This window comes from Kitasatospora sp. NPDC057542, assembly GCF_042801945.1.
GTDB lineage: Bacteria > Actinomycetota > Actinomycetes > Streptomycetales > Streptomycetaceae > Kitasatospora.
In genome coordinates, this window is the sequence record NZ_JBHVFE010000073.1 from 1 (window position 1) to 26,439 (window position 26,439).

At 74.5% G+C, this 26,439-nt stretch carries 21 protein-coding genes; 8 read left to right on the forward strand and 13 right to left on the reverse strand.

The features are described 5' to 3' along the window. Window positions 1–94: 94 nt before the first annotated feature. From ACFU7Y_RS12360 to ACFU7Y_RS12370, 3 genes are all read right to left on the reverse strand, one after another. On the reverse strand, window positions 95–829 hold the full coding sequence (locus ACFU7Y_RS12360; protein ID WP_380767727.1) for a DUF305 domain-containing protein: 735 nt from the start codon (window positions 827–829) through the stop codon (window positions 95–97). Further along, window positions 826–1,491: a DUF3105 domain-containing protein gene (locus ACFU7Y_RS12365; protein ID WP_224285019.1), complete on the reverse strand. Its 666-nt coding sequence runs from the start codon at window positions 1,489–1,491 to the stop codon at window positions 826–828. The genes ACFU7Y_RS12360 and ACFU7Y_RS12365 overlap by 4 nt, the downstream gene beginning before the upstream one ends. A gap of 104 nt (window positions 1,492–1,595) precedes the next feature. Beyond that, window positions 1,596–2,063: a hypothetical protein gene (locus ACFU7Y_RS12370; RefSeq protein WP_224285020.1), complete on the reverse strand. Its 468-nt coding sequence runs from the start codon at window positions 2,061–2,063 to the stop codon at window positions 1,596–1,598. Between the two features lie 387 nt (window positions 2,064–2,450). Between ACFU7Y_RS12370 and ACFU7Y_RS12375 the strand changes: the two genes are divergently transcribed. Beyond that, window positions 2,451–4,172, forward strand: coding sequence for a hypothetical protein (locus ACFU7Y_RS12375; RefSeq protein WP_380767729.1), 1,722 nt, complete (start codon window positions 2,451–2,453; stop codon window positions 4,170–4,172). Between the two features lie 261 nt (window positions 4,173–4,433). On the opposite strand, the gene ACFU7Y_RS12380 is transcribed toward ACFU7Y_RS12375, so the two are convergent. The 4 genes from ACFU7Y_RS12380 to ureA form a co-directional block, all read right to left on the reverse strand. Next, entirely contained in the window at window positions 4,434–5,033 is a 600-nt protein-coding gene (locus tag ACFU7Y_RS12380; protein WP_224284032.1) for a TetR/AcrR family transcriptional regulator, read from the reverse strand. Window positions 5,034–5,125: 92 nt separating this feature from the next. Then, window positions 5,126–6,175, reverse strand: a complete 1,050-nt coding sequence (locus tag ACFU7Y_RS12385; protein WP_224284033.1) for an agmatine/peptidylarginine deiminase — start codon at window positions 6,173–6,175, stop codon at window positions 5,126–5,128. Window positions 6,176–6,191: 16 nt separating this feature from the next. Beyond that, window positions 6,192–7,913: an urease subunit alpha gene (locus tag ACFU7Y_RS12390; protein WP_380767732.1), complete on the reverse strand. Its 1,722-nt coding sequence runs from the start codon at window positions 7,911–7,913 to the stop codon at window positions 6,192–6,194. A gap of 97 nt (window positions 7,914–8,010) precedes the next feature. After that, a complete protein-coding gene (gene ureA, locus ACFU7Y_RS12395) occupies window positions 8,011–8,721 on the reverse strand; it encodes an urease subunit gamma (RefSeq protein WP_224284035.1) in 711 nt (236 codons plus the stop codon). A gap of 680 nt (window positions 8,722–9,401) precedes the next feature. Between ureA and ACFU7Y_RS12400 the strand changes: the two genes are divergently transcribed. Next, complete coding sequence (locus tag ACFU7Y_RS12400; protein WP_224284036.1) at window positions 9,402–9,788, forward strand: ATP-binding protein; 387 nt, start codon at window positions 9,402–9,404, stop codon at window positions 9,786–9,788. Window positions 9,789–10,237: 449 nt separating this feature from the next. Then, window positions 10,238–12,550: a SpoIIE family protein phosphatase gene (locus ACFU7Y_RS12405; RefSeq protein WP_380767734.1), complete on the forward strand. Its 2,313-nt coding sequence runs from the start codon at window positions 10,238–10,240 to the stop codon at window positions 12,548–12,550. Window positions 12,551–12,704: 154 nt separating this feature from the next. Here the strand turns inward: ACFU7Y_RS12405 and ACFU7Y_RS12410 are convergent, their stop codons facing one another. The 4 genes from ACFU7Y_RS12410 to ACFU7Y_RS12425 form a co-directional block, all read right to left on the reverse strand. Further along, window positions 12,705–13,628 (reverse strand): (2Fe-2S)-binding protein, encoded by a 924-nt coding sequence (locus tag ACFU7Y_RS12410; RefSeq protein ID WP_380767736.1) that lies wholly within the window; start codon window positions 13,626–13,628, stop codon window positions 12,705–12,707. 160 nt (window positions 13,629–13,788) lie between these two features. Next, window positions 13,789–14,631, reverse strand: a complete 843-nt coding sequence (locus ACFU7Y_RS12415) for a hypothetical protein (RefSeq protein WP_380767738.1) — start codon at window positions 14,629–14,631, stop codon at window positions 13,789–13,791. A 251-nt stretch (window positions 14,632–14,882) separates the two neighbouring features. After that, on the reverse strand, window positions 14,883–15,731 hold the full coding sequence (locus ACFU7Y_RS12420) for a hypothetical protein (RefSeq protein ID WP_380767739.1): 849 nt from the start codon (window positions 15,729–15,731) through the stop codon (window positions 14,883–14,885). Window positions 15,732–15,905: 174 nt separating this feature from the next. Continuing rightward, window positions 15,906–16,523 carry an NTP transferase domain-containing protein gene (locus tag ACFU7Y_RS12425; RefSeq protein ID WP_380767741.1) on the reverse strand — a complete coding sequence of 206 codons (618 nt, stop codon included), beginning with the start codon at window positions 16,521–16,523 and terminating at the stop codon, window positions 15,906–15,908. 130 nt (window positions 16,524–16,653) lie between these two features. Here ACFU7Y_RS12425 and moaA point away from each other — a divergent pair, with 130 nt between their 5' ends. The 3 genes from moaA to ACFU7Y_RS12440 all read left to right on the forward strand — a co-directional run bounded on the left by moaA (window position 16,654) and on the right by ACFU7Y_RS12440 (window position 20,223). Then, window positions 16,654–17,649: a GTP 3',8-cyclase MoaA gene (moaA, locus tag ACFU7Y_RS12430; protein ID WP_224285277.1), complete on the forward strand. Its 996-nt coding sequence runs from the start codon at window positions 16,654–16,656 to the stop codon at window positions 17,647–17,649. Between the two features lie 193 nt (window positions 17,650–17,842). Then, window positions 17,843–18,574, forward strand: a complete 732-nt coding sequence (locus tag ACFU7Y_RS12435; RefSeq protein ID WP_374120167.1) for an HNH endonuclease family protein — start codon at window positions 17,843–17,845, stop codon at window positions 18,572–18,574. 83 nt (window positions 18,575–18,657) lie between these two features. After that, entirely contained in the window at window positions 18,658–20,223 is a 1,566-nt protein-coding gene (locus ACFU7Y_RS12440) for an alpha/beta hydrolase (RefSeq protein WP_380767742.1), read from the forward strand. Window positions 20,224–20,259: 36 nt separating this feature from the next. Here ACFU7Y_RS12440 and ACFU7Y_RS12445 read toward each other — a convergent pair whose 3' ends face one another. Next, the gene (locus ACFU7Y_RS12445) at window positions 20,260–22,683 is read right to left on the reverse strand and encodes a glycosyltransferase family 39 protein (protein ID WP_380767743.1); all 2,424 of its coding nucleotides are present in this window, start codon (window positions 22,681–22,683) and stop codon (window positions 20,260–20,262) included. A 73-nt stretch (window positions 22,684–22,756) separates the two neighbouring features. Continuing rightward, the gene (locus ACFU7Y_RS12450; protein ID WP_224282529.1) at window positions 22,757–23,878 is read right to left on the reverse strand and encodes an esterase family protein; all 1,122 of its coding nucleotides are present in this window, start codon (window positions 23,876–23,878) and stop codon (window positions 22,757–22,759) included. Between the two features lie 153 nt (window positions 23,879–24,031). On the opposite strand from ACFU7Y_RS12450, the gene ACFU7Y_RS12455 reads away from it, so the two are divergent. Beyond that, window positions 24,032–24,982, forward strand: coding sequence for a hypothetical protein (locus tag ACFU7Y_RS12455; protein ID WP_224282528.1), 951 nt, complete (start codon window positions 24,032–24,034; stop codon window positions 24,980–24,982). Window positions 24,983–25,170: 188 nt separating this feature from the next. After that, on the forward strand, window positions 25,171–26,439 hold a 1,269-nt coding region (locus tag ACFU7Y_RS12460), incomplete at its 3' end, for a putative Ig domain-containing protein (protein WP_380767744.1).

A 26,439-nucleotide genomic window follows, 5' to 3' on the forward strand; every position in this document is an offset into this window, starting at 1 on the left:
GCACGGGACCGTCCTCGCCGGCGCCCCGGCCGTCCGGGGAACGCGCGGAGCGTGCAGGGCGCACGGGACGACGCAGAGCGTGCGGGACGACCGCTCAGGAGGCGGGCACGCCGGGGGCGGCGCCGCGCTCCTTGAGCATGTCGGTCATCAGCTGGAGCTCGGAGGTCTGGGCGACCACCATCGACTGTGCGAGCCGCTTCTCGGCATCGTTCCCGGCCTTGTCGACGTAGCCCTGGGCCATTTCGACGCCGCCCTTGTGGTGCTCGATCATCAGCTGGAGGTAGTACACCTCGGCGTCCCGCCCGCTGAGCGTGCGCAGCTTCGCGATCTGGGTGTTGGTGGCCATGCCCGGCATCAGCGAACCGTCGTGGGCCTGGTACTCGTGGCCCATCTTCATCCACGCCATCGGCGTGGCGGTCGAGTGCTGGGACAGCCCCCACTGGTCCAGCCAGCCCATCATCATCCCGCGCTGGTTGGCCTGGGTGTTGATGATGTCGAAGGCCAGGGTGCGGGTCGGCTCGTCGGCGGTGCGGTCCCGGACGACGAACGACAGGTCCACCGCCTGCTGGTGGTGGGTCGCCATGTCGCGGGCGAACCCGGCCTCGGGGGAGTCGTCGGCCGGGACGGCCAGCGTGGACGCGCCGGACGCCGAGGTCCCGCTCGCGACCAGGGCCGGCACGCCGAGCGCCAGCGCCACGGCGGCGGCCAGCACGGCCGGCAGCCACATGCGGCGGCGGCGCGGGGCCGCGCCCTCCTCGACGGTGTCCGTTGCGGTGTCCGCGGCGTCCTCCGTCACGGCCTCGTCGGGACGGCCCGCGTCGGCGGTCACATCTGCCCCATGGTGCAGGAGGCGCCCGGCTCCTGGGTCTGCTTGCCCTGGACGTACTTGGTGAAGAACTCCTCCACCCGCGGGTCGCCGGCGCTCTCCACGATCAGCTGGGTGCTCCAGGCGTTCAGGGTGATGGTGCCCTGCTCGTCCGGGTACGGGCTCATCAGCGAGTACGGGGTCTTCTTGACCTTGTCGGAGAGGATCTTGAGGTCGTCCGGCGTGGCCTTGCCGTTGTACGTCACCCAGACCGCGCCGTGCTCCAGCGAGTGGACGGCGCGCTCGTTCTCGACCGGCTGGTCGTAGACGTGGCCCATGCAGTCCAGCCAGATCGCGTTGTGGTCGCCGCCGACCGGCGGGGTCATCGGGTAGGTGACCTTGTCCTTGACGTGGGTGCGGCTCAGTTCGCCGAAGGTCTTCACGCCCGGGATGTCCGCGTTGGCGGCGGTCTCCTTGTCCTTCTTCTTCTGGTTCTGGTCCATGACGAGCCAGGTGCCGGTGGCGATCGCACCGATCACCAGTACGCCGGCCGCCACCGAGGCGACGATCTTGTTGCGGCGGTCGCGGCGCTGCTCGGCGGCGCGCAGCTCGGCGATCCGGGCGCGGCGGTCGAGGCCGTCCTGCTTGCCGCCGGGCTTGTTGGACTGCTTGGAAGCGGAACCCATGGTGGTCGTCCTTGTCCCCGCCGCACCGGTCGGTGACGGCGGTCAGCTGGAGTGGGAGGAGGGGCGGGTCCGCCGGCGGCTGTGCCGTCGGCGGTGGGTTCCGCTCAGGACCGGTGGACCTGGAGTTCGTGCAGGTCGGGGACCGGGTGCGAGCCCTCCAGCAGACCGGCGGGCACCACCCGGGGCAGCGCCTCGGGCGCGGCCGGGGTCAGCGGTGACACCGCGGGCTGCGGCTGCGGCGGCGGGTTCGGCAGCTGGGCGTCCTGCGGGCAGAACGGGTGGCTGGAGCAGCCGTTGTTGCGCGGCGGCTCGCCGCCGGCGGTGCAGAGGATCCAGTGCCCCTGCTCCTCGGCCGTCCGGTGGTGGTCCGAGGGCTTCGCGGACCTGGTGACCTTCGCGGCCTGGCCGGTGTAGGAGGCCTGGCCGACCGCGACCTGGACGTTGACCACGGTGACGACGGTGACGGCGCTGACCGGGGCCGGGGGCGGCGCCGGATGGCCGGGGTCGTCCACGGCCTTCGCCTGGCCCGCGCAGGGCAGCAGCGTCAGCAGCGCGACGAGCAGCAGGACCAACAGTCCACCCGCCGGGCGGCCCGCGGATGCGGCCGTCCTCGGTCGGGGCGAACTGGGGGCCGACGCGGTCATGCGCACATTTAATCAGCCGAACGAGTGATGCGATGCCCCCCATCGGCCCTCATTTTCGGCGGCCCGCACGCCCGGATGACCAGGAAACGCCCTGCTCCGGACACATCCGGCAAGCACGGACGGAACGGAAGCGGACGAGCGGACGACGTACCCGGTGCCGGTCCGGCGAACCGGCTGGTGAGCGCGGTGGCCGGGACTTTTTGATGGGTGACCGGTTGTCGCCGAAACCCGGACAGGGTCGCCGCAGGTGGAGAACAATGTCGTCAGCCCGGCCCGCCGGGGCGGCGCGACCACGGAACGACCAGGAGCCGCCAGATGAGCAAGCAGGGTGCACCCGCACAGCCGCACCGGCCGGACGACGGCTGGTGGGACGCCGTCTACGACGGTCCGACGGGCACCCTCCCCGACACCCCGCACGCCGACCCGGGGGCCGGCAGCGTGGACGACTGGTTCGACACGGCGGTCGGGCTCATCGGGCAGCAGCGGTCGGCGGAGCCGGAGCCGGAGCCGGAGTCGGTGGGGGCGGCTGCGGCGGAGGTGCCCGCGGAGGCTCCTGGGGCGCAGGACGGGCAAGGCGCTTCGGACAACCGGGACAGCATCGACGACTGGTTCGACACCGCGGTCGGCGTGATCGGCGGAGCGGAGGGGATCGGGCGTCAGCGGACCTCCACGGAGACCCACCGGTTCCCGGCCCCCGCCTTCGCCGACGACGCACCGAAGGCGGCGCAGGAACCGGAGCCGGTGCCTGAGCCGGAACCTGAGCCCGCACCTGAGCTGGTATCGGCACCCGAACCCGCACCGGAGCCGGAGGTCGTACCGGTCACGGACCCGGTCTCGCTGGAGAAGCCCGCCCCTCCGCCCGCCCCCGAACCGGAGCCCGGGCCCGAGTCCGTCGTCGAAGCCCGGCCCGAAGCCGAACCGGAGCCCGGGCCCGAGCCCGCCGTCGCCGAGGAGGCGACGGGGGCGATGGAGCCGCAGGAGACGAGGGAACCCGAGGCCTCCGCTCCCGCCCCCGAACCCGAACCCGTCCACACCCCGGAACCCGATCCGGAGCCCGTGGCCCAGGCCGCGGCCGTCCCGGACCCCCGTCTGGCCATCCGCGCACCGCGCGCCGACGGCGGCACCGCCGTCCCGCACGTCGGCGAACGCCCCCCGACCTACGGACCCGAGCCGACGGCCGTACCCGAGGCGGACCCCGGCGCACTGCGCGCGCTCGTACCGGACACCGTGCTGGACGGCGCCCAGTACGGACCGTCCGTGCTGCGCGCCGCCTCCGTCCGGGGCGACTCCGCGCGCTACCGGGGCGAGCCGCGCCGCGACGCCCTGCTGGTCACCCGGTTCGGCGAGGGCCCCGACGGGCTGCTGCTCGCCGTCCTCGGCGGCTTCGACCGGGCGGGCGGCGCCGAGGACGAGGCGGTCACCCCCGAGGCGGTCGCGGCTGCCACCGGGAAGGCGTGCCACCAACTCGCGGCCGCGATCGGGCGCAGCCGGGCCGGCCTGGCCGCCGACCTGCGCGACGGCGCCCGCGACCGGCTCCGCTACGGCCTCCAGCGCCTGGCCACCGCCGCGGCCGCCCCGCTGCGCGCCCTGGTGCCCCGGGCGGAGGGGGACGACACCCCGTCCCCGGCCTCACTGCACTGCCTGTTGGTGTCGCTGGACCCGGAGGCCGGCCACCGCGCGGCCTTCGGCGTCGGCCCGGGCGGGCTCTACCTGCTGCGCTCCGGCCACTGGATCGACGCCTACGCGGCCCGACTGCTGCACCACCCGGACGGCCAGCCGACCGTCCCCGAGGCCCCGGTCCCCGGCCCGCGCCCGTTCCGCTTCCGGCTTGTCCCCGCGACGCCGGGCGACATCCTCCTCCTCTGCACCCCCGGCCTCGCCCGCCCCGTCGCCGACGAGCCGGCCGTCGCCCACTTCCTCTCCACCCACTGGGCCCACCCCCACCCTCCGGGCACCGTCGACTTCCTCCGCCAGGTCCAGGTCCGCGCCAAGGGCTACGCCGACGACCGCACGGCCGCCGCCGTCTGGACCGAGTGACGCCGGACCGGCCTGCGTTCCACCCCTGCGCGGGCGGGGACAGGGCGGTCGGTGTCGGACCGAAGCCAGGGCGCGGGTGAAGGCCTCGCGGCGGAAGCGGTGGGCGCGGCCCGGTTGCCCGAGTCCGGCCGGGCGAGGACGAGCAGGGGGGCGGCGGGCGTCGCGCGGGTTGCTGCCGTGTCGCGGCCGGCCCTCCTCCACCGCGCGCGGAACCGGCCGGCGGGCCCACGGCAGGCCCCGCCGCAGTGGCCGCGGGTGGGTTCAGGTGCGCAGGAGGGTGCCGGTGACGGCGACGGCCTGGGCGAGGGCGGCGGGGCGGTGGGCGTCCGGGAGTCCGATGGCGATGGGGACGGCGAGGCCGTCGAGCAGGGCGCGGATCTGCACCGCGCGGTCGGCGGCCGGGCCGGGGGTGAAGTGGCCGGCGGCGGCGCCCTCCTCGATGAGGGCGACCAGGTCGGCCTGCCAGGGGGCCTCGATCTCCTGCTGGCCCCGGCGGATCTCGGCGCTCGCGGGGGAGCGGCCCCACACCTCGACCCAGAGGATCCAGCGCGGATCGCCCGCCCCCTCCGGCAGGTAGAGGCGCAGGTAGGCGTCGAGGCGCTGCCAGGGGTCGAGGGCGCGGTCGGCGAGGGCCTCGCGGCGGCGGGCGCCGAGCTGGTCCTCGCTCCAGCGGAGGGTTTCCAGCAGTAGCTGGTCCTTGCTGCCGAAGTAGTAGAGCAGGTGCCCGGCGCTCATCTGGAGCTGCTTGCCGAGCCCGGCCATGGTGAGTTTGGCGAGCCCGTGTTCGGCGATCGCGGCCCGGGCGGTGGCGAAGACCTCCTCGCGGGGGCGCGCCGGCCGGCGCGGGCGGGGGTCGGCCATGTGCGGATCTCCTCGGTGGAACGGAGCTCAGAAGGCTACCGAAGCGGGGTGGGAGAACGGCCCACTCCCGCTTCGGTAGCCGTAGCAGCAGGTCAGAGTGCCTTCGGCTGCTGCTGGGTGATGCAGTGGATGCCGCCGCCGTTGGCGAAGATCTCGCGGGCGTCCACGAGTTCGACGGTGCGGCCCGGGTAGGCCTCGGCGAGGATGGCGGCGGCCTCCTGGTCGCGCGGGTCGTCGAAGGCGCACAGGACGACCGCGCCGTTGGCCACGTAGTGGTTGATGTAGGAGTAGTCGACCGGCTCGCCGTCCTCGTCCAGCAGGACGGTGGGGGCGGGCAGTTCGATGACCTCCAGCGGTCGGCCCTGGGCGTCGGTCGAGGCGCGCAGCACGGCGACCAGCTCCCGGCAGACCTCGTGGTCCGGGTGCGAGGGGTCGGGCTGGACGTGGGCGACCACGACGCCCGGGCGCACGAAGGAGGCGACGATGTCGATGTGCCCGCGGGTGCCGAACTCGTCGTAGTCGCGGGTGAGTCCGCGCGGCAGCCAGATCGCCTTGGTGGTGCCGAGGAAGGCGTGCAGCTCGGCCTCGACCTCCTCCTTGGTCCAGTCCGCGTTGCGGCCCTCGCCGAGCTGGACGGTCTCGGTGACCAGCACCGTGCCCTCGCCGTCGACGTGGATGCCGCCGCCCTCGTTGATCAGCCGGGAGGCGAAGCGCTGCACCTCCGTCAGTTCGCTGATGTGCTCGGCGATGTGCTGGTCCTTGTCCCAGCGGGCCCAGGACTGCGCGCCCCAGCCGTTGAAGATCCAGTCGGCGGCGGCCAGCGAGCCCTTGCCGTCGATCAGGAAGGACGGGCCGATGTCGCGCATCCACGCGTCGTTCAGCGGGCGTTCGACGATCTCGACCCGCTCGGAGACGTACTTGCGCGCCTGCGCCGTCTCACCGGTGTTGACGATCAGCGTCACCGGCTCGTACCCGACGATGGTGTCGGCGACGGCGGCCCAGGCCTGGCGGGCGGCGTGCAGCTGCTCGGGGCCGTCGAAGGTGGGGTTGGTGGTGGGGAAGGCCATCCAGGTGCGGTCGTGCGGGTGCCACTCGGCGGGCATCCGGTAGCCGAGCGAGGCGGGCGTGGGAGTGGTCATCATCGAGTCCCTAGGAGAATCAGAGGAAGTAGAGGCGGCTGAGCGAGACGCTGTCCGCGGGTTCGGAGCGCAGGGGCGAGCCGTCCAGTGAGACCAGCCCGGTCTCGGTGACCTCGACGTGGCCGACGCGGGCGTTGCGCACCATGTCGCGCGGCCCGATGCCGCGGGTGCCCCGTACGCCGACCCGGCGACGGCGGGTGGGCAGCCCGTCGGCGGCCCGGTCGAGGTAGGCGCCGTCGGCGGCCGCCCGGGCGACGAAGGCCACCGAGATGTCGGCGGCGGTCGCGCCGTGGGCGCCGAACTGCGGCCCCAGGACGAGCGGTTCGCAGCGGTCGGTGGAGGCGTTGGGGTCGCCGACCACGCCGTAGGCGGGGAAGCCGGCTTTGAGGACCAGCTGCGGCTTGGCGCCGAAGTGGTCCGGGCGCCACAGCACGATGTCGGCGAGCTTGCCGACCTCGATCGAGCCGACCTCGTGGGAGAGGCCGTGCGCGATGGCCGGGTTGACGGTGAGCTTGGCGATGTAGCGCAGCACGCGCTCGTTGTCGTCGCCGCCGTCCGTCGTCCCGTACGAGCCGGTGCCGTCGAGCGGGCCGAGTTCGGCCTTCATCTTCCCGGCCATGGCGAAGGTGCGGCGCACCGTCTCGCCGGCCCGGCCCATGCCCTGGGCGTCGGAGGAGGTGATGCCGATGACTCCGAGGTCGTGCAGCACGTCCTCGGCGCCCATCGTGCCGGCCCGGATGCGGTCGCGGGCCATCGCGGCGTCGCCGGGCAGGTCGACCTTGAGGTCGTGCGCGGAGACGATCATGCCGTAGTGCTCGCCGAGCGCGTCCCGGCCGAACGGCAGGGTGGGGTTGGTGGAGGAGCCGATGACGTTCGGCACGCCCGCCATCTTCAGCACGTTGGGGACGTGTCCGCCGCCGCAGCCCTCGATGTGGAAGGCGTGGATGGTGCGGCCGTCGAGGACGCGCAGGGTGTCCTCGACGGAGAGGCACTCGTTCAGGCCGTCGGTGTGCAGGGCGACCTGGACGTCGTACTCCTCGGCGACCCGCAGTGCGGTGTCCAGTGCGCGGGTGTGCGCGCCCATGTCCTCGTGCACCTTGAAGCCGGACGCGCCGCCCTCGGCCAGCGCCTCGATCAGCGGGGCCTCGTCGGAGGACGAGCCGCGGCCCAGGAAACCGATGTTGACGGGCCAGGCGTCGAACGCGTTGAAGGCGTGCCGCAGCGCCCAGGGCGAGTTGACGCCGACGCCCCAGACCGGGCCGAACTCCTGGCCGATGATCGTGGTGACGCCGGAGGCGAGCGAGGCCTCCATGATCCGCGGCGAGAGCAGGTGGACATGGGTGTCGATGGCGCCGGCGGTGGCGATCAGGCCCTCGCCGGAGACGATCGTGGTGCCGGTGCCGACGACCACGTCGACGCCGTCCAGGGTGTCCGGGTTGCCGGCCCGCCCGATCGAGGCGATCCGGCCGCCGATCAGCCCGATCGAGGTCTTGCGGACGCCCTGGATCGCGTCGATCACCAGCACGTTGCTGATCACCACGTCGCAGGTGTCCCGGACGGCGGCGGGCTTGAGGTGCAGGCCGTCGCGGGCGGTCTTGCCGAAGCCGGCCAGGAACTCGTCGCCGGGCGCCTGGGAGTCGGACTCCACGCGGACGATCAGTCCGCTGTCGCCGAGCCGGACCCGGTCCCCGGCGCGCGGGCCGTGCACGGAGATGTAGTCGTGGGGGGTGATCGCCGTCATGCTCCCGCCTCGCTTCGCTCGGCCGACCACGCCGGTGCGGCCGCTCTGTTCGATTGCTCTCCGCCGGCCTTCGGCCGGGGGTGACCCCGTCGCTCGCTCATGAGGGCACCTCCGCGTCGTCGAAGCCGGTCAGGTAGCCGGTCGCGCGGGCCTTCGCCAAGGCGGCCTCCTTCGCGCCGGGAGCGTCCAGCGGGCCGTCCACGAGCCCCGCGAAGCCGATCGCGACCCGCTCGCCGCCGATCGGCACCAGGCCGACCTCGACGGTGGTGCCCGGGTCGAAGCGCACCGAGGAGCCGGCCGGGACGGCCAGGTGGGTGCCGTAGGCGGCGGCACGGTCGAAGGCCAGGCGCGGATTGGCCTCGAAGAAGTGGAAGTGCGAGGTGACCGAGATCGGCACCCCGGCGGTGTTGTGGACCGGGAGCAGCAGCGTCTCCTCGATCGGGTCGTAGCCGGCGCCGTCGCCGATCAGCACGCCGCCGGGGGCCTCGTCGCCGAGCGAGCCGGCGCCCTTGAACGGGTCGTTGACGACGGCGAGGCGGGTGCCGTCCTCGAAGACGGCCTCGACCTGGATGACGGTGACCACGTCCGGCACGCCGGGCAGCACGTCGTCGGCGGTCAGCACGGAGCGGCCGGCCTCGATGGCCTCGGCCAGGCGCAGGCCGTCGCGGGCGGCCTCGCAGACGGTGTCCGCGATCAGGGCGGTGGCCTCGGGGATGTTGAGGCGCACGCCCCGGGCGCGGCGGGCGCGGGCCAGCTCGGCTGCTGTGAAGATCAGCAGCCGGTCCCGCTCGGTGGGGGTCAGTCGCACGGTTCCTCGCTCGCGGTCGCCGGGGAGGGGGTCGGCTCGGGGCCGTGAGGCCTCAGGGCTCGGCAGGGGCTGTCGGGGCGATGTTAGAACGTCGTTCAAACACCTCGGGTCATTGAACCCGCACCGGGCCGCCCTGTCCAGCGTTGCCGCTCCGCGGGCGTTCGGCTTGCTGGGTGGGGGAGGGGGGTGAGGGGCGGGTGCGGGGCCGGGTGGGGAGAGGTGGCCCGTGAGCGGACGTCCGGCCCCGGCGCGCGGCGGGAGCGGGGCAGGGGGCGTGTGGTCGGGTGCGCGGTCCGTACGGGCGCCGGGTGTGCGCGGGATCGGGGTGCGGCGTCTTCGAAAACGGCCTCTGCGCTTCGCAAACCTGTCCGGCGCGGGCAGTTGGATCACGCGGACCACCCCGTGCCCCTTTCACCCCACGTGATGGGACGCACACTGTTGCAAACGCCGTCAACTGGGCATGAGGATGAGTGGTCAGAACGAGGGGGCCACCCGGCCGGCGGGGGATCCGGGGGCGGGGGGCCCGGATTCCAGGGCGGGGGCATGTGTTGATGGACGGTCAGTCGCGATTCCCGCGGCAGCGGACGAGTTCCGGCGACGCCTACCGGTCAGGGCCGGTCCAGGCGCCGGTCGGCGGCACCGGGACGACCCTGCCGGGCGCACCGGCTCCGGGTTGTGCCGTGCACCGGCGGTTGCACGTCGCGCTCGACCCGGCGGACCTGGTCGGGGTGGGTGCGGTCCGGCAGCGGCTGCGTTCGGCGCTGAGCCACTGGGGGGTGCCGGAGCTGTCCGACACCGCCGAGCTGCTCTCCTCCGAGCTGGTCACCAACGCACTGCTGCACACGGGCAACGGCGCGGTGTTCGACGCGGTGCTCGGCTCGGACCACCGGCTGCGCATCGAGGTGCAGGACGGCGCCGGCAGACTGCCCGGCCGCCGGCGAGATCCGGAGGCCGAGTACGCGACCTCGGGGCGCGGCCTGCTGCTGGTGGAGGCGCTCGCGGACTCCTGGGGCGTGCAGCTGCGCGGCGACGGCAAGGTCACCTGGTTCGAACTCGCCCTGCCCTGAGCCCGGGGCCGGTGCCGGGGCCGGCGGTGTCCCGATGCCTACCGGGCCCGATCCCGACCGGGCCCGGCCTGCCGGGCCGCAGGATGGTTCGCCGTCGATTGATTCGCCGTCGAAGGAAGCCCTGAACAGAAGGCGGAACGGAAGATTTCCGGCCCGTTACCATTGCCGCTCGGCCGAACATTGGCCAGGATGGTGGGAATGTGTGTCCACGTGCGGGGAGCAGCGGGGAGACCGAACCTCGACTGGCCACCGCCCGTCGCACCGTCCTATCCAGCACGACCGATCACACCGCCACGCGGCCCGTCCGGACGGTCGGCGCGGTCCGCCACGGCAGCGGCAGGAGCAGCATGCCCACTGAGCCCGAGTCGTCGGGGTCGGCGCTACCTCCCGGCGCGGCGCCCGGCGTCGAGCCGCGAACCGTAGAGCCGCGAACCGTGGAGCCGAGGACGGTGGAAGCGCGCACCGCCAGGCCGAGAGCCGTCGAGCCGCGCGTCGCCGAGCAGTCGGGCGCCCTGGAGTCGCGCACCCCCGGGCAGCCCGTCGCCGGCCCCGCCACCGCCGGGACCGGCCGGGCCCGGCCGCCCGCCCAGGCCTCGCGCCGCGGCTCCGCGGTGCGCCCGTCCCCCAGCCTCGCGGCCGCCCGGCTGGCGCCCGTGCTGTCGGGCGGACTGCCGCCCTCCTCCGCCGACACCATGCCGGACTGGCTGGAGCCCGCGATGGCGGCCAACGGCATCGGCTCCTTCGACTGGGACATCCGCCGCGACGTCCTGGAGGGTGACCAGCGGGCCTGCGCGATCATCGGACCGGAGGTCCTGGAACAGGGCCGCTTCGACCGCACCGCAGCCTCCTTCCTGGCCCTGCTGCACCCCGAGGACGCGCCCGTGGTGCGCCGCCGGGTCGAGCGCGCGGTGGCCGAGCTGGGCCAGTGCGGCGCCTACTACCGCACGGTCGGGGCGAACGGCGGCATGCGCGCGGTGCGCTTCCGCGGCCGGGTGCTCGCCGACGCCTTCGGCCGGGCCTCCCGGATGGTCGGCTTCGTCTGGGACGCCACCGTCGAACTGCACAAGCGGGACCGCGCCGACCGGATGGCCCTGCTGCGCGAGGAACGCTCCCGGTTCATCAAGGAGGCGGCGCGCGCTCTCTCCGAAGCCGTCACCGTGCGTGACGTGGCCCGGGTGTTCACCGAGCTTCCGCTGCCCGGACTGCCGCCGGACGGCCTGGTGCTGGCCTCCTTCGAGGCCGGACGGGCGCAGATCCTCGGCGCCTCCGGCTACCGCGCCGACTCGCTGGCGGGCTGGGACCGCACCGTGCTGCCGCCCGGCCACCCGGCCGCCGAGGCGCTGCGCCACCGCGTGCCGGTCTTCGTCTCGACCCGCGAGGAGTTCCGCGACGGCTACCCCGAGGCGTGGGAGCTGACCAGCCGCACCGGTCGGGGCTCCTGGGCGTACCTGCCGCTGGTGGCCAGCGGCCGGGCGATCGGTGTCTGCGTGGTCAGCTTCGACGACGAGCGCGAGCTGGACGCGGACGAGCGCATCCTGCTGACCACCCTGGGCGGGCTGGTCGCCCAGTCGCTGGCCCGGGCCCGGCTGCACGACGCCGAGCACGAACTCGCGGCCGGCCTCCAGCGGGTGATGCTGCCGCGCACCGTCCCGTCCGTCCGGGGCGTGACCACCGCCGTGCGCTACCTCGCGGCCGGCTCCGGCCTCCAGATCGGCGGCGACTGGTACGACGTGGTGCCGCTGCCCGGCGGACACGTCGGTCTGGTGATCGGCGACGTCCAGGGCCACGACGTGCACGCGGCCGGGATCATGGGCCAGCTGCGGATCGCGCTGCGCGCCTACGCGGCCGAGGGCCACCCGCCCGCCGCCGTGATGGCCCGCGCCTCCCGCTTCCTCGCCGACCTGGACACCGACCACTTCGCGACCTGCACCTACGCCGAGGTCAACGTGGACTACGGCGTGGTCTACGCGGTCCGGGCCGGCCACCTCGACCCGGTGGTGCGCCGCGCGGACGGCACCGCCGCCGTGGTGCCGGTGGCCGGCGGGCTGCCGCTGGGCATCGACCCGGACCAGGAGTACCGGGTCACCAGGTTCAGCCTGGACCCGGGCGAGACCGTGCTGCTCTGTACCGACGGCCTGGTCGAGGCGCGCGGCATGGACCTGGACGAGGGCGTCTCCCGGCTCACCCGGGTGCTCGCCCGCCCGCTGCCGGACGCCGCGGAGGCCGCCCGCGACCCGCTGGAGGAGCTGGCCGACCGGATCGCCTCCCAGGCCGCCGACTCCAGCGAGCGCGAGGACGACATAGCGCTGCTGCTCCTGCGCTGGGACGGCCCGGCCGGCGGTCTGGCCGCCCAGCAGCTGCGCCGCCGGATCGGCCAGGCCGACCTGGCGCGGGTCGCCGAGGTCCGGGCCGAGCTGCGCGACGCGCTGCGCCGCTGGGGCGTGGCCGAGTTCATCGACACCGCCGAGCTGCTCTCCTCCGAGCTGGTCACCAACGCCATCCGGCACACCGACCGGGACGCCATGTTCACCGCCCGGCTCTACCGGGAGCCGGAGGCGGACGGAGGCAGGGCCCGGCTGCGGGTCGAGGTGGAGGACGAGTCGGACCTCTGGCCGACCCGCCGGACACCGGGGGAGCAGGCCTCCTCCGGGCGCGGGCTGATGCTGGTCGAGGCGCTCGCGGACTCCTGGGGCGTGGAGCCGCGCGGCTCCGGCAAGCGGATGTGGTTCGAGCTCAGCGGGACGGCGGCGGTGGCGGCCTGATCCCCCGTCCGGTCTGCGGTCCGCCGTGCCGCCGCCGCGCCGCCGTCCGGGGATTCCTTGCGGCGGCGCCGTTCCCCGGAACGCTCCCGGGAATCCGTGCCCGCGGTGGCGGAGGCGGATCCCCGGCTGCGGAGCGGATGGTTCCCGGAATTCGTCAACGCCGGGTGACGCGCGGACAGCCGTCGCACATGTCCTTCGGGTCCGCCGTGTAGACGAGGCAGCAGCTGGCCCGGAACCGGTCCGGGCCCGGCGCGCCGTCGTCCCCGGGAGCCGGGGGCGCGAAACCGGCGCCCGGGGTGAAGGGAGCAGGGGCCGGAGCGGGGCGGTCGCCCGCGCCGGGCGTGTGCGCGGGGTCGAGGGGTTCGCCGGGCGCGAGCAGCGCGGACAGTTCGGTGCGCGCCCGCTCCTGCTCCCCGAGCAGCCCTCCCGCGTACCAGAGCCCCTCCACCGTCGCGTCGGTGGCCATCGCCCACAGCACCCGGCGCCCGCGCCGCGCCTCCGGGCCGAGGGCGGTGAGCACCGGGGCCAGGAACCCGCCCAGCGCGGACCGCAGGGCGGCGGCCAGCGCCTGCTCGTCCGGCACCGTCCGGGCCTGCCCCGAGCCGGCCGCCGGGTCGTCCGGCAGGCAGGCGAACTCCGTCGGGCGGACCGTCAGTTCGACCGCGTCGGGGCGCCGGCGCAGCGCGACGTCCCCGAGGGCGAGCAGCGGGACGCGCCGCTCCAGGAACCACGGCAGCGTGAACAGCAGCGAGACCGGCCAGACGAAGCGGTGCAGCCCGAAGCCGGCCGCGACGTCCGGGCGCAGCGGCTGCCCGTAGCGGGCGAGGCCCTGTCGGGCGTCATGGGCGATCAGCTCGCGCACCGCTTCGGGGCGGGCGGCGAGGTCGGCGGCGGGCAGCCAGCCGTCGCCGCGCCGGGGCGGGGCGCAGCGCACCGTCAGGACGGGGGAGAGCCCGGACAGCCGGTGGTACGAGGGAGCGCCCGGGGCCGTGGGGGCGGGAGCGGGGACGGGGGTGCGCGCCCCGGTGGTGCGGAGGGCGTGCGGCCTGGGGTCGGGCCGGGTGCTGCTCGCGGTCATGGGCGGCCCCAACGGGTCGACCGGGGCGCCCATGGTCCGCCCGGCGGTGCCCGGCGGCGGTGGTGCGCCGGACGCGGCCGGACCGGGGCATGGCGGTGCCCGGGGAACGGCAAGGCGACCCGGCCGGGGTACTGCTCCCCCCGGCCAGGTTAGCCTCACCTTAGCTGATCGTGCCCCGGGTCTCGCTCGTGATGCGCCCGGCCGGGGGAGGCCCCGGCGTGCCGGTGGCGCCCAGCTGGCGTGCGAGCCAGACCGGAACCCCGCCCAGGGCGGCCACCAGCCGGGCGGCCTCGGCGCGCAGCCTCGCGGCCTCGGGCGGCTCGGACACCTCGGCGAGCGCCGCGAGTGCCGGCGCCACCCCCACGGTGAAGCCGAGTTGCTCGCGCAACCGCAGTGAGGCGTCGAAGCCCTCCCGGGCGTTCCCGCGCTCCCCGCGCGAGAGCGCCAGCGCGGCCAGGTGCCGCCAGGTGTACGAGCGCAGCAGCTCGTCGCCGCGCTCGCCGGCGCCCTCGTGCGCCCGGCGGTAGGCGATCCAGGCGGCGCTGCGGTCGCGCAGCAGGTTCTCGGCGACCAGTCCGCGCCGGAAGTCCAGCAGCGGGCGGCCCGGGGCGTCCGGCGGCAGCAGGGCCGAGGTGCGGCCGAGCGCGGCCTGCGCCTCGTCCAGCCGGTCCCGCGGGCCGAGCACGCTCGCCACGTACGCGAGGAAGCCGCGGGCGCAGGCGGCGGCGGCGCGCTGCTCGGTGCCGGAGGCCATCGCCTCCGCCAGGCGCAGCGCCTGTTCGGCCTGGGTCCAGTGCGCGGCGGTGAACAGGCACTGCTCGATGAGGAGTTCGGCCCGCCCCAGGGCCGCGTCCGGGTCGTGCTCGGCGGTCGGCCGCAGTAGTTCGGCGGCCTCCTGCCAGCACCCCCGGGACCTCAGCCGCCACACGGTGTCACCCGGCTCCTCCGCTGCCGCCCGCCCCCGCCCGTCCGGGCCGCTCGGGTCCCATCCGCGCTCCGACAACGCCACCTCCTTGTGTGCGCCATCCGGCAAGGGCACGGACCTGCCCCTGAGGCCCTGCCGCCACGACCCGCACGCATGGCGACGGCAGGGCGAAAGGCCCGCGCTGTGGCGGCAATTCAACACGGGGGTGAGCTTGTGCACCAGATCACGAGCGAAGGTTGTTGCTTTTGCGGGCAAAATGATCTAGAGGGGCGAGGGGGAACCGATCCAGGGGCGGGAGGGAGGGGCGGACCGGCGGGCCGTCCGGTGGCTCAGGAGGTCCAGCCGGTCTCCATCAGGGCCTCGGCGGCGCCGTTCGCGGGCTGCGGCACACCCGCCAGGTCCAGGCTGAACAGGGCGACCAGCAGCTGTTCGCCGCGCACGGTGGCCTGGTGTGAATAACCCGCGAGGGTGAACATGGCGGCGGCCATCTCCTCGGCGTGCAGGGTCTGGAGCCAGAGGCACTCGACCGACTTCACGTCGGCGGGCTCGGTCCAGGTGTCCACCTGGGCGACCATCCGGCTGCCCAGCAGGGTGACCCCGTCGCGCTCCTGGGCCTCGGTCAGCTCCAGGTCGTCGAAGCCGAGCCACTCCAGGTAGCGGGCGGCGGTGAACACCGCGTCCTGCGAGGTGCGCACCGGGTGCGGCCGGAACGGCGCACGGTGGCGGAACGGACGGGAGCGGCCGGCCGAGGGCGGTGCGGGCGGTGCCGGTGCGGGCGCGTTCACCGGGTGGCCCGGGTACGGGCGGGCGGCCTGCGGGCCGGGGGCGGCGAGCGGGGCGGCGGTGCCGCTGCCCAGCCGGGTGGTGCGGTCCACCGGCAGCCGGACGGTGGCGCCGCAGTTGCAGGTGAACTCGGGCTGCGGCCACTGGTCGGAGCGGCCGCAGTGCGGGCAGCGCATGCTCAGCCAGGAGTCCTCCCAGGACCGGAAGCGCACCTGCACCGGGACCCCGCCGCGCAGCAGCGGCACCTTGAGCGAGGCGCCGCACGGGCAGGGGAGGGAGGGCGGTTCGTAGAGGTGCTCGCGGCGGCAGGCGGGGCAGCGGATCGCCCGGGCGCCACCGCCCGGCCCCGGCCGCGTGGGGTCGTGTCCGGTGAAGTCGTCGGGCAGTCCGGCCATCGCGGGCTCCGTCCGTCGGTGTCGGGTGGTGGGACGTATCCCATGCTCCCCCGAAATGTCCGGCGCCGGACGCGGAATGGGGCAATCCTCAGGGACGGATCAGGGAATCCTGCCCACTCGGGTAGGGGTGGAATCCTTCCCGAGGGGGATGCTCGCCAGGCCCGACCGGGACGTTCACCCGGCGGACCAGCGGGCCAGGTCGGCGGGGGTGTCGAGGTCGTCGGGGGCGGCGACGTCGGCGCACTCGACCAGGACGAGCTCCGCCGCGTGCGCCGCCAGCAGGGCGCGGGCCCCGGCGTCGCCGCGGGCGCCCGCCGCCGCCTCGGCGAAGTGCCGGGCGCCGATCAGCACCGGGTGCCCGCGCGTTCCGCCGTAGGCCGCCGCGGCCAGTTCGGCGCCCGCCCGGTGGGCGGCCAGCAGCCGGGCCACCGCGGCCGGGGTCACGCCCGGGGTGTCCACCAGCATCACCAGCGCGGCCGAGGCGTGCGGCGGCAGCGCGGCCAGGCCGGCCCGCAGCGAGGAGCCCATGCCCCGCGCCCAGTCCGGGTTGCCGACCAGCCGGCAGCCCGGCAGGTGCGCGGTGGCCCGCACCCGCCCGGCCTCCGCGCCCAGCACCACCGTGACGTCCGTGCAGCCGCCGGCCCGGACCACCGCCACCGCGTGCTCCACCAGCGGCCGGCCCCCGTACCGGAGCAGCGCCTTGGGCCGCCCGCCGAGGCGTCGGCCGCCCCCGGCGGCGAGGACCAGGGCGGCGACCGGGGCCGGTCCGGCGGGTGTCGGCACACTCTGCATGGGGCCAGCCTGCCCGGTCGGGGCCGGGGCGCGCATTGTGGGAAGCCACAAGCGCGAGCCGCACGCGGCGGCCGCGCCCCGGCGGTTCGGCCGCTGGCCGGGCCGGGCCCGGACCGCCTGTACTGGGGCGATGAACACCGCACCGCGCCCCCTGGTGGACCGCTTCGGCCGGGTCCACACCGATCTGCGGGTCTCGTTGACCGATCGCTGCAATCTGCGCTGCACGTACTGCATGCCGGCGCAGGGGCTGGAGTGGCTCGGGCGTGCCGAGGTGCTGGGCGACGACGAGGTGGTCCGGCTGGTGCGGATCGCGGTGGAGCGGCTGGGCGTGCGGTCGGTGCGGCTGACGGGCGGGGAGCCGCTGCTGCGGCGGGGGCTGGTGGGGCTGGTCGGGCGGATCGCGGCGCTGGGGGCCGAGGTGTCCCTGACGACGAACGGGATCGGCCTGGCGCATACGGCGGTCGGGCTGCGGGAGGCGGGGCTGGGGCGGGTGAACGTCAGCCTCGACACCCTGCGCCCGGAGCGCTTCGCGGCGATCACCAGGCGGGACCGCATCGGTGACGTGTTCGCGGGGCTGGCGGCGGCGAAGACGGCCGGGCTGGGGCCGGTGAAGGTGAACGCGGTGCCGGTGCGCGGGGTGAACGACGACGAGATCGCGGAGCTGGCCGGGTTCGCCGTGGCGCACGGCTACCGGATGCGGTTCATCGAGTCCATGCCGCTGGACGCGCAAGGGGCGTGGGACCGGTCCGCGATGGTGAGCGCCTCCGAGATCCTGGCGCGACTGGAGGAGCGGTTCGACCTCGTCCCCGTCGGTCGGCACGGCAACGCCCCGGCGGAGGAGTGGCGGATCGCCGGCACGGACGCCGTCGTGGGCGTGATCGCCTCCGTCACCCGGCCGTTCTGCGGCGGCTGCGACCGGGTGCGGCTGACGGCGGACGGGCAGCTGCGCACCTGTCTGTTCGCCACCGAGGAGTCGGACCTGCGGGCACTGCTGCGCGGGGGCGCCGGCGATGCGGCGATCGAGGCGGCCTGGCGGGTGGCGTTGGCGGGCAAGGGGCCCGGACACGCCATCGGCAGCGCGGAGTTCGTCCGGCCCGACCGTCCGATGTCCGCCATCGGCGGCTGACCGCACGGCGCGAACGGGGCGGGGCGCAGGACATGAACGGGTGTGAGCTTCGACATGCTCCTGGACATCGCGTGGCGTCGGCTTGACCTGCTCTTGGGGCGGCTGATCTGCTGGTTCGCCGTCAACCCGCCCCTGACCTCGGGAGTTCTCCGTGCCCGCCCGCCGCACCACGCTGTCCGCCGCCACCGTGTTCCTGATATGCGCGCTCGCGCTGGTCGGCTGGCTGATCGGCGGCCGCGACCACAAGTCGACCGGCCCCAAGGCCGACGGCACCGCCGCCCCCGCCGCAGGCGCGGGCACCAGCCCGCTCCAGAACCCCGACGGCACCAAGCCCGGCCTGGCGCCGCTGACCACCCCCGAGGAGCAGAAGGCCGGCCGGGACATCATCGCCAAGGTCACCACCGCCGCCGTCGGCACCAAGGACGGCTACGACCGCAACGAGTTCGGCCCGGCCTGGACGGACAACGTCGAGGGCGTCCCGTTCGGCGGCAACAAGTGCGACACCCGCAACGACCTGCTCGCCCGGGACGGCACGGCCGTCGAGCGCAAGGACGGCTCGGACTGCACGGTCACCGCGATGACCATCTACGACCCGTACACCGGCAAGACCGTCCAGTGGACCAAGCAGCAGGCCACCAAGATCCAGATCGACCACGTGATGCCGCTCTCCTACGACTGGCAGATGGGCGCCGGCAAGTGGGACAAGGCCAAGCGCGTCCAGATCGCCAACGACCCGCTCAACCTGATCCCCGCCGACGGCTCGCAGAACGCCTCCAAGGGCGACTCCGGCCCGGCCGCCTGGCTGCCCGCCAACACCGAGATCCGCTGCTCCTACGCGGTGCGCTTCGCCCAGGTCTCGCTGAAGTACCAGCTGCCCGTCACCGAGGCCGACAAGAAGGCCATGCTCCAGCAGTGCGGCGGCTGACGAAACGTTAATCCACGGCGGCAGGGGGCGGGTGCGATGTGCCCCGGGCGCGGGCCGGATGGTATTCGTGGGTGGTGGCTCCGATGACTTCCCGGCTCCCCCGGTCGCCCGGGCGCGCCCTGCCCGCCCTCGCCGCCGCCCTCGCCCTCGCGCTGACGAGCGGCTGCACGGGCGCCGCCCGCCCGGCCGCCCGGCCGCCGTTGGACGAGCGGGCCGCCGCCACCGCGACCCCCGCCCTGCGCGCGCTCTACGACCAGCGGATCGACTGGCGGCGCTGCCCCGACCCGGACGGCGCCGACCCGGACGCGGCCGTCGTGCAGTGCGCCACCCTCAAGGTCCCGCTCGACTACGCCGACCCGGGCGGCCGCACCGTCGACGTCGCCCTCGCCATGGTGCCCGCCGCCGACCGGAAGCAGCGGATCGGCGCCCTGCTGCTCAACCCCGGCGGCCCCGGCAACTCCGGCGTCGACATGGTCCGTTGGGGCTGGAAGGGCTACCAGGGGCCGCTGCACGACCGGTACGACCTGGTCGGCTTCGACCCGCGCGGCGCCGGGGACACCACCCCCGTCCACTGCCTGGACGACCGCACCCGCGACCAGTGGGACGCCACCGACGACCCGGCCTACGACCACGGCCGGATCCTCGCCGAGGCCTGCCGCGCCCGGCACGCCGACCTGCTCCCGCACCTCGGCACCCGCGACACCGCCCGCGACCTCGACGTGCTGCGCGGCGCCCTCGGCGAACGCAGGCTGGACTTCCTCGGCTTCTCCTACGGCACCCACCTCGGCGCCCGCTACGCCGAGGAGTTCCCCGAACGCACCGGCCGGCTCGTCCTCGACGGAGCCGTCGACCACAGCGTCCCCGCGACGCGGCTCGGCATCGAGCAGGCCGTTGCAGCCGAGGCCGGGCTCCGGGCCTTCGCCGCCGCCTGCGCCACGGAGGACGGGCCGGCCTGCCCGCTCGGCGCAGACCCGGCCGCCGCCCCGCAGCGCCTCGCCGGCTTCCTCGACGGACTGCGCGAGCGCCCGCTGCGCGCTGCCGACGGCCGCACGCTCACCGCCGCGCTCGGCTGGGACGCCGCCCTGGACGTGCTCGCCGACGGCCACCGCTCCTGGCCCCGACTGCGCGAGGCCCTCGAACCGGCCGTCACCCGGAGCGAGGCCGAGGGCCTGCTCGCCCTCGCCGACGGCGCCGACGGCCGCGGCGAGGACGGCCGCTACCGGACACCGGCCGACGCCTACGCCGCCATCTCCTGCGCGGACGGCCCGCCGCCGCCCACCGAGGCGGAACTGCGCCCGGCCCTCGCCGAACTCGCCGCCCGCGCCCCGCTGACCAGCGGACACGACCCGGTGGGCACCCTGCTCGACCCGGACTGCCGACCCTGGCCGTTCCGTTCGCCCGAGCCGCCGCAACCGGTCCGGGCACCGGGCAGCGCGCCGGTCCTGGTGATCGGCTCCACCGGCGACCCGGTCACCCCGTACGTCTGGGCGCAGCGGCTCGCCGCCGGGCTGGAACACGGGGTGCTGCTCACCCGGGACGGCGACGGGCACACCGGGTACGACAAGAGCGGCTGCGTCCGGGACGCGGTGACCGACTACCTGGTGGACGGCCGGCTGCCGGCGGCCGGGACGCACTGCCCGTCCGACTGAGCGGGCCGGGCCCCCTTCGGGGTCGCGGACCCACCGTCAGGAGGTGGGGGCCGTCAGGTCGTAGAAGGTGGTCGAGCCGACCGTCTTCTCGGTGAAGTGGGTGGTCACCCAGGACTCGATCTGGGCGGACTCGTTCTGCTGCCCGCCCTCGCCGCCGCCGCCGAAGCCCCGGCGGGAGCCACCGCCGATGAACCAGTGCACCTTGCCCTCCTGGACGTACTTCTGGAAGCCGGCCAGGGTCAGCGAGGGGTCCGTGCCGTTGAACCCGCCGAGGGCCATCACCGGCTCGCCGGTGGCGAGTTGGTAGCCGGCGGCACTCTGCGAACCGATCGCGGCGGCCGCCCAGGTGTAGTGGTCGGCGTTCTCCTTGAGCATGGCGGCGGCCTCGTCGCTCACCTTGGGGCCGTCGAGCAGGCCGCCCATGCCGCCGGGGAACATGCCCTCGGGGGCCTGCGGACCGGGGACGCCGTTGGTGCCGGTGCCGGTGCCGGTGCCGGTGTTGTCGCCGTTGCCGCGCTCGTGGCGGCCGTTGGCGTGGTCGGTGCCGTTGCCGGTGCCGCCGCCCGGGAAGGCCTGGCCGCCGGGGAAGCCCTGGCCGCCGGGGAAGCCCCCGCCGTTCTGCCCGCGCGGTGCCTGGCCGCCCGGGAAGCCCGGCTGACCGCCCTGGCCGCCCTGACCGCCCTGTCCGAACCAGCGCCCGTTGCCGCCGCCCGGGAATCCCTTGGCGCCGTTGCCGCCCTTGCGCCCCATGCCGCCCGGCCCGAACGCGCCCTGCACGCCCGGCCCGGCGGTCACGATCGAGCCGGTGTGCGGGGAGTTCACGGTGTCCACCGCGTACGCCGCCGGACCGCCGAGCGCCGCCGCCAGACCCACCAGGCCCGCCACCGAGGCGATCCGCGCGCCGGTCCGCCCGGAGGCCCGGCCGGCGAACTGCCCGGCGACCAGCGCGGCCGCCGCCACCAGCCCGCCGACCAGCACCGCCCAGCGCAGCCACGGCAGGAAGTCCGAGCTGCGGCCGAGCAGCACGAACGCCCAGACGGCCGTCACCGCGAGCGTCCCGGCCAGCACCAGCGCCCAGGGCAGCCGGTGCCGGGCCCGCCACAGCCCGTCCACACCCATGCCGACCAGCGCCGCGACGGCCGGGGCCAGCACCACCGTGTAGTACTGGTGGAAGATCCCGGACATGAAGCTGAAGATCAGCGCGGTGGAGAGCAGCCAGCCGCCCCAGACCAGGAAGGCCGCGCGGGCGGTGTCGGTGCGGGCGTAGCGGCGGGTCGCCCAGAGGCCGACCACCAGCAGGATCAGCGCGGCCGGCAGCAGCCAGGCGATCTGCCCGCCGACGTCGGTGCCGAACATCCGGGTCAGACCGGTCTGCCCCCAGCCACGGCCGCCGCCGGGCGCCGCGCCGCCGCCCGGCAGGTCGAGCCCGGCCGGCATCCGGCCGCCGCCGCCCACACTGCCGCGCTCGTTGCCGTCCACCCGGCCGAGGCCGTTGTAGCCGAAGGTGAGCGAGAGGAAGCTGTTGTCCTGCGAGCCGCCGATGTACGGGCGGGCCGAGGCCGGCATCAGCTCGACGATCGCCACCCACCAGCCGCCCGAGACCAGCAGCGCCACGCCCGCGAGCAGGGTCTGCCGTACCCGCCGCCAGAACCCGGTGGGTGCCGCGACCAGGTAGATCACCGCGAAGGCGGGCAGGATCAGGAAGGCCGCCAGGGTCTTGGTGAGGAAGGCGAGGCCGAACATCACCCCGGTGAACAGCAGCCACCGGGTGCCCGCCGCCTCGACCGCCCGCACCAGCCCGTACGCGGCCAGCGTCAGCAGCAGCACCAGCAGTGCGTCCGGGTTGTTGAAGCGGAACATCAGCGCCGCGACGGGGGTGAGCGCCAGCGCGGCGCCCGCCAGCAGGCCGCCGAGCGGGGAGAAGCGGCGGCGCACCGTCGCGTACAGCACGCCGACGGTGGCCGCGCCCATCAGTGCCTGCGGGGCCAGCACCGACCAGGAGGAGAGGCCGAAGATCCGCGCCGAGAGCGCCATCGGCCACAGCGCGGCCGGGGGCTTGTCGACGGTGATGAAGTTCGCGGCGTCCGAGGAGCCGAAGAAGAAGGCCTTCCAGCTCTGGGAGCCGGCCTGCACGGCGGCCGAGTAGAAGGAGTTGGCCCAACCGGAGGCGCTCAGGCCCCACAGGTAGAGGACGGCGGTCGCGGCCAGCAGCGCCAGCAGGGCCGGGCGCACCCAGGCCGGGTCGTCCGCGCGCCCGCGCCAGGCGCGGGCGGGGAGGGTCCGCAGCCGGCCGGACCAGGAGGCCGTGCCCTTGCGGCCGGCGGGCGGCAGGGGCTGCTCGGGGAAGAGCGGTGCCGGGTCCGGCCGGACCGGGTCCGGTCCCGGCACCTCCGGCGGCGGGTGGTTCGCGGCCTCGGGCCACGGTTCGCCGGCCGGAGGGGAGTAGCTGCTCGTGGTCATGCGCCACACGGTGGGTGGCGCGTCTGAGAGAAGCGTGAGACGGGGCTGTGAGGCGGGTGTGATCTGTCGGGTGTCAGACCGATGCCGGCATGGCTATGTGCTTGCCCAGCCACTCCAGCGCCGGGGGGATCTCCCGGGTCCAGGTGTGGAAGTTGTGGCCGGCGGTGTCCAGGGTGATGGTGGACATCTTGGTGGGGGCCTTGAAGGCGGCGACCATGGCCTTGGTCTCGTCGTAGTTGTTCTCGTCGTAGGCGGTGGTCAGCAGCAGCGAGACCGGGGCCGGCGGCTGGTTCTTCAGCCGCCACAGCAGGTCGTTCTCCTGCTTCAGCTGGGCGCTGCCGCCGAACAGGTCGCCGGTGGTCGGGTCGTGGGCCGCGCTGTAGTAGCCGGAGAGCGCGACCGCCGCGCGGTAGGAGTCGGGCTTGCGCAGCGCGAACTTGAGCGCGCAGTAGCCACCGGTGGAGTTGCCGATCACCGCCCGGTTGGCCGGGTCGGTGCCGATCCGGTAGGTGGTGGCGAGGGCCTTGGGCAGGTCGGTGGTGAAGAAGGTCTCCACCTGGGGGCCGTTCGGCACGTCCACGCACTCGGTGTCCCGGTCGCCGACCAGGGTGGGGCGGGTCATCACCAGGACGGTCGGCGGCAGCTTCTTCTGCTCGATCGCGGCGAGCGTGGACGCCGGGTACTGCATCAGCGAGATCAGCTTCTCCGGGGTGCCCGGGTAGCCGGTGAGCACCAGGGCCATCGGGAAGCGCTGCTTGGCGAAGTCCGGCTGGAAGTACTGGGGCGGCAGGTAGACGTACGCCTCGGTGGTCAGACCGCTGCCGGCTCCTTTGACGTCGACCTTCTGGATCAGGCCGGAGCGCTCCGGGTCTGAGCCCTGGGAGGAGTAGAACTTCTGCTCACCGGTGACGGACACCCCGGAGGCGTTCGGCGCGTGGTCGACCACGGTGCCGAGCCCGCCGCTGGTGCCGAGCAGGTCCGTCCAGGAGCTGTAGAAGCCGAAGTAGCTGTTGGCGATCAGGCCCATCGCGGCGAGCACCGATATCTGGGTGGCCAGGAAGGCGCCGATCCGGCCCAGCCAGGACTTCCAGCCCTTTCCGCCGAACCGCGGCCAGAGCCACATGGTGGCGGCGAAGACGGCGATGGCGAGGACCGAGGTGATGATCTGGAGGGGAAGTCCGGTGAGACTGAGCACGAGCCCGATCGTAGTTGACCTCCGGAGACGGCCCGGGGCGGCCCCTCGGAGGTGGCCGCCGGGTATCGGGTTGACGGGGTCGTTCGTGCCCGGGACCATGTGTCGCCGCGCGAGTGCGCGGTGTGCGCGCGGTCCGGCTACCGGGGGTGGGTCATGAGGTTCGTGGGGTCCGAGCGGTTCGTGGGGAAGGCCGGCCTGGCCGTCGGCACGGCGCTGGTGCTGGCGGCCTGTTCCGGTGGCGGTGGAGGCGGTTCGACGGGTGGTTCGTCCGTGGCGGGGTCGGCGGGTCCGGGGGTCTCCGCGAAGCCGACACCGACCCCGGCGCCGTACGGCCCGGTGCTCAGCGCGAGCGTCGACCCGGTCACCACCGCGCTCGCCCAGGTGGCCGGCGCCAAGAGCCTGAGCGACCTCGACACCGTGCTCGGCGGCGTCGTCACCAGCGCGCAGGGCGCCGCCAAGGCCCTGAGCAAGGCGGACAAGCCGCCCGCGGTCTCGACGGTGCAGACCGAGCTGGTGGAGGCGATGACCTCTCTCGCCACCGATGCGGGCAAGGTCCGCAGCGACATCAAGTTCCACGACGTCTGCGCCCTGAGCTCGGCCGAGGCCGAACTGGGCACCTCCCAGGGGCTGGCGGCGGTGTCGGCGGCCCTCACCAAGATGACCACGGCCGGATACCCGACCACCTTCGCCGTGCCGCCGCTGCCCCAGCAGCAGTCCCGCTCGCTGGACAACGGCACCATGGTCCGCAAGGGGAAGCTGCGCGGCGAGGGCGCGTTCAAGGTCGAGAACGGCGGCAAGACGGACGCCGTGGTGTCGCTCGCCCTGAACGGCAAGGCGGTGCACTCGGTCTTCGTCGGCAAGGGGCAGCACGCCGACGTCGAGGGCGTGGAGGACGGCACGTACGAGGTCTACGTCTCCGAGGGCGCGGACTGGGACTCCGACGCCAAGGGCTTCACCCGGAACTGTCACTTCACCAAGTTCGAGGACACCTTCTCGTTCGAGACCGGCCGGACCGTGACCTCCTGGGAGATCACCATCCAGCCGGTGGTCGACGGCAACGCCACGACCGTCGACGTGGACCCGAACGCCTTCCCGCAGCCGTAGCCGTATCCGTAGCCCTGGCCCGTAACGGGCATACCGGGACGGGTCGTTGCCCCCGGGTGGCACGACCCGTGCCCGGCAGTGGCGAGTTCGGTCGCAATGGTTGACCTCTTGAAGTGGCCATGGCACTTTCGTGCGGCGTGGGCGTCGGCGACCAGTCGTACACCCCGCGATCCCCCACAAGGAGAGCCATGTTCAAGAGACTTGTCGCGGTGGCCGGTACGAGTGCCGTCGTCGCCGGTGGCCTGGCCTTCGGCGCCGCCCCCGCGCACGCCGTCCAGGCGGCCGACCTGACCGCCACCATCGCCCTGAGCAACTGCTCGGCCTCGCTGGTCCGTTACCCCACCTCGGTGGCCGGCGACCGGGCGATGATGCTCACCAACGGGCACTGCCTGCCGACCATGCCCCCGGCCGGCCAGGTCATCCAGAACGCCGGCGCCAGCCGCAGCGGCACCCTGCTCGACGGCGCGGGCAACAGCCTGGGCTCCGTCCAGGCCGACAAGGTGCTCTACGCGACCATGACCGGCACCGACGTCGCGCTCTACCAACTCACCGACACCTACGGGTCGATCAGCTCCAAGTACGGCGTCACCGCGCTGACCATCAACGACTCGCACCCGGCCGACGGTGCGTCGATGTACATACCCTCGTCGTACTGGAAGCAGGTCTGGAACTGCTCCGTCAACGGCTTCGTGCCGACCCTGCGCGAGGACGAGTGGACCTGGCACGACTCGCTGCGCTACAGCTCCGGCTGCAACACCACGCACGGCACCTCCGGCTCGCCGATCGTCGACTCCGCCAGCGGGCGGATCGTCGGCATCAACAACACCGGCAACGACGACGGCGCCATGTGCACCCTCAACAACCCGTGCGAGGTGGCCGCCGACGGCACCACCAAGGCCTACAAGGGCCAGAGCTACGGCGAGGAGACGTACTGGTTCACCACCTGCCTGAACTCCAGCCGGGTCATCGACCTCAACGTGTCCGGCTGCCTGCTCACCAAGCCGGCCGGCAGCGGCGCGGTCTCGGTCACCAACCCGGGCAACCAGTCCACCGCCGTCGGTGGCGCGGTGAACCTCCAGATCAACGCCTCCGGCGGCACCGCCCCGCTGTCCTACGCCGCGAGCGGCCTGCCCGCCGGGCTGTCGATCAACTCCTCCACCGGTGTCATCGCCGGCACCGCCTCCGCCGCGGGCAGCTCCAACGTGACCGTCACGGTGACGGACGCCGCGGGCAAGTCGGCCTCCACCGCCTTCACCTGGACCGTCTCCGCCGGTGGCGGCAGCTGCACCCCGGCGCAGCTGCTGGGCAACGCGGGCTTCGAGACCGGCGCCGCCACCCCGTGGACGGCGTCCAGCGGCGTGGTGAACAGCAGCACCTCGCAGCCGGCCCGCAGCGGTTCGTGGAAGGCGTGGCTGGACGGCTACGGCTCCTCGCACAGCGACTCGCTGTCGCAGACG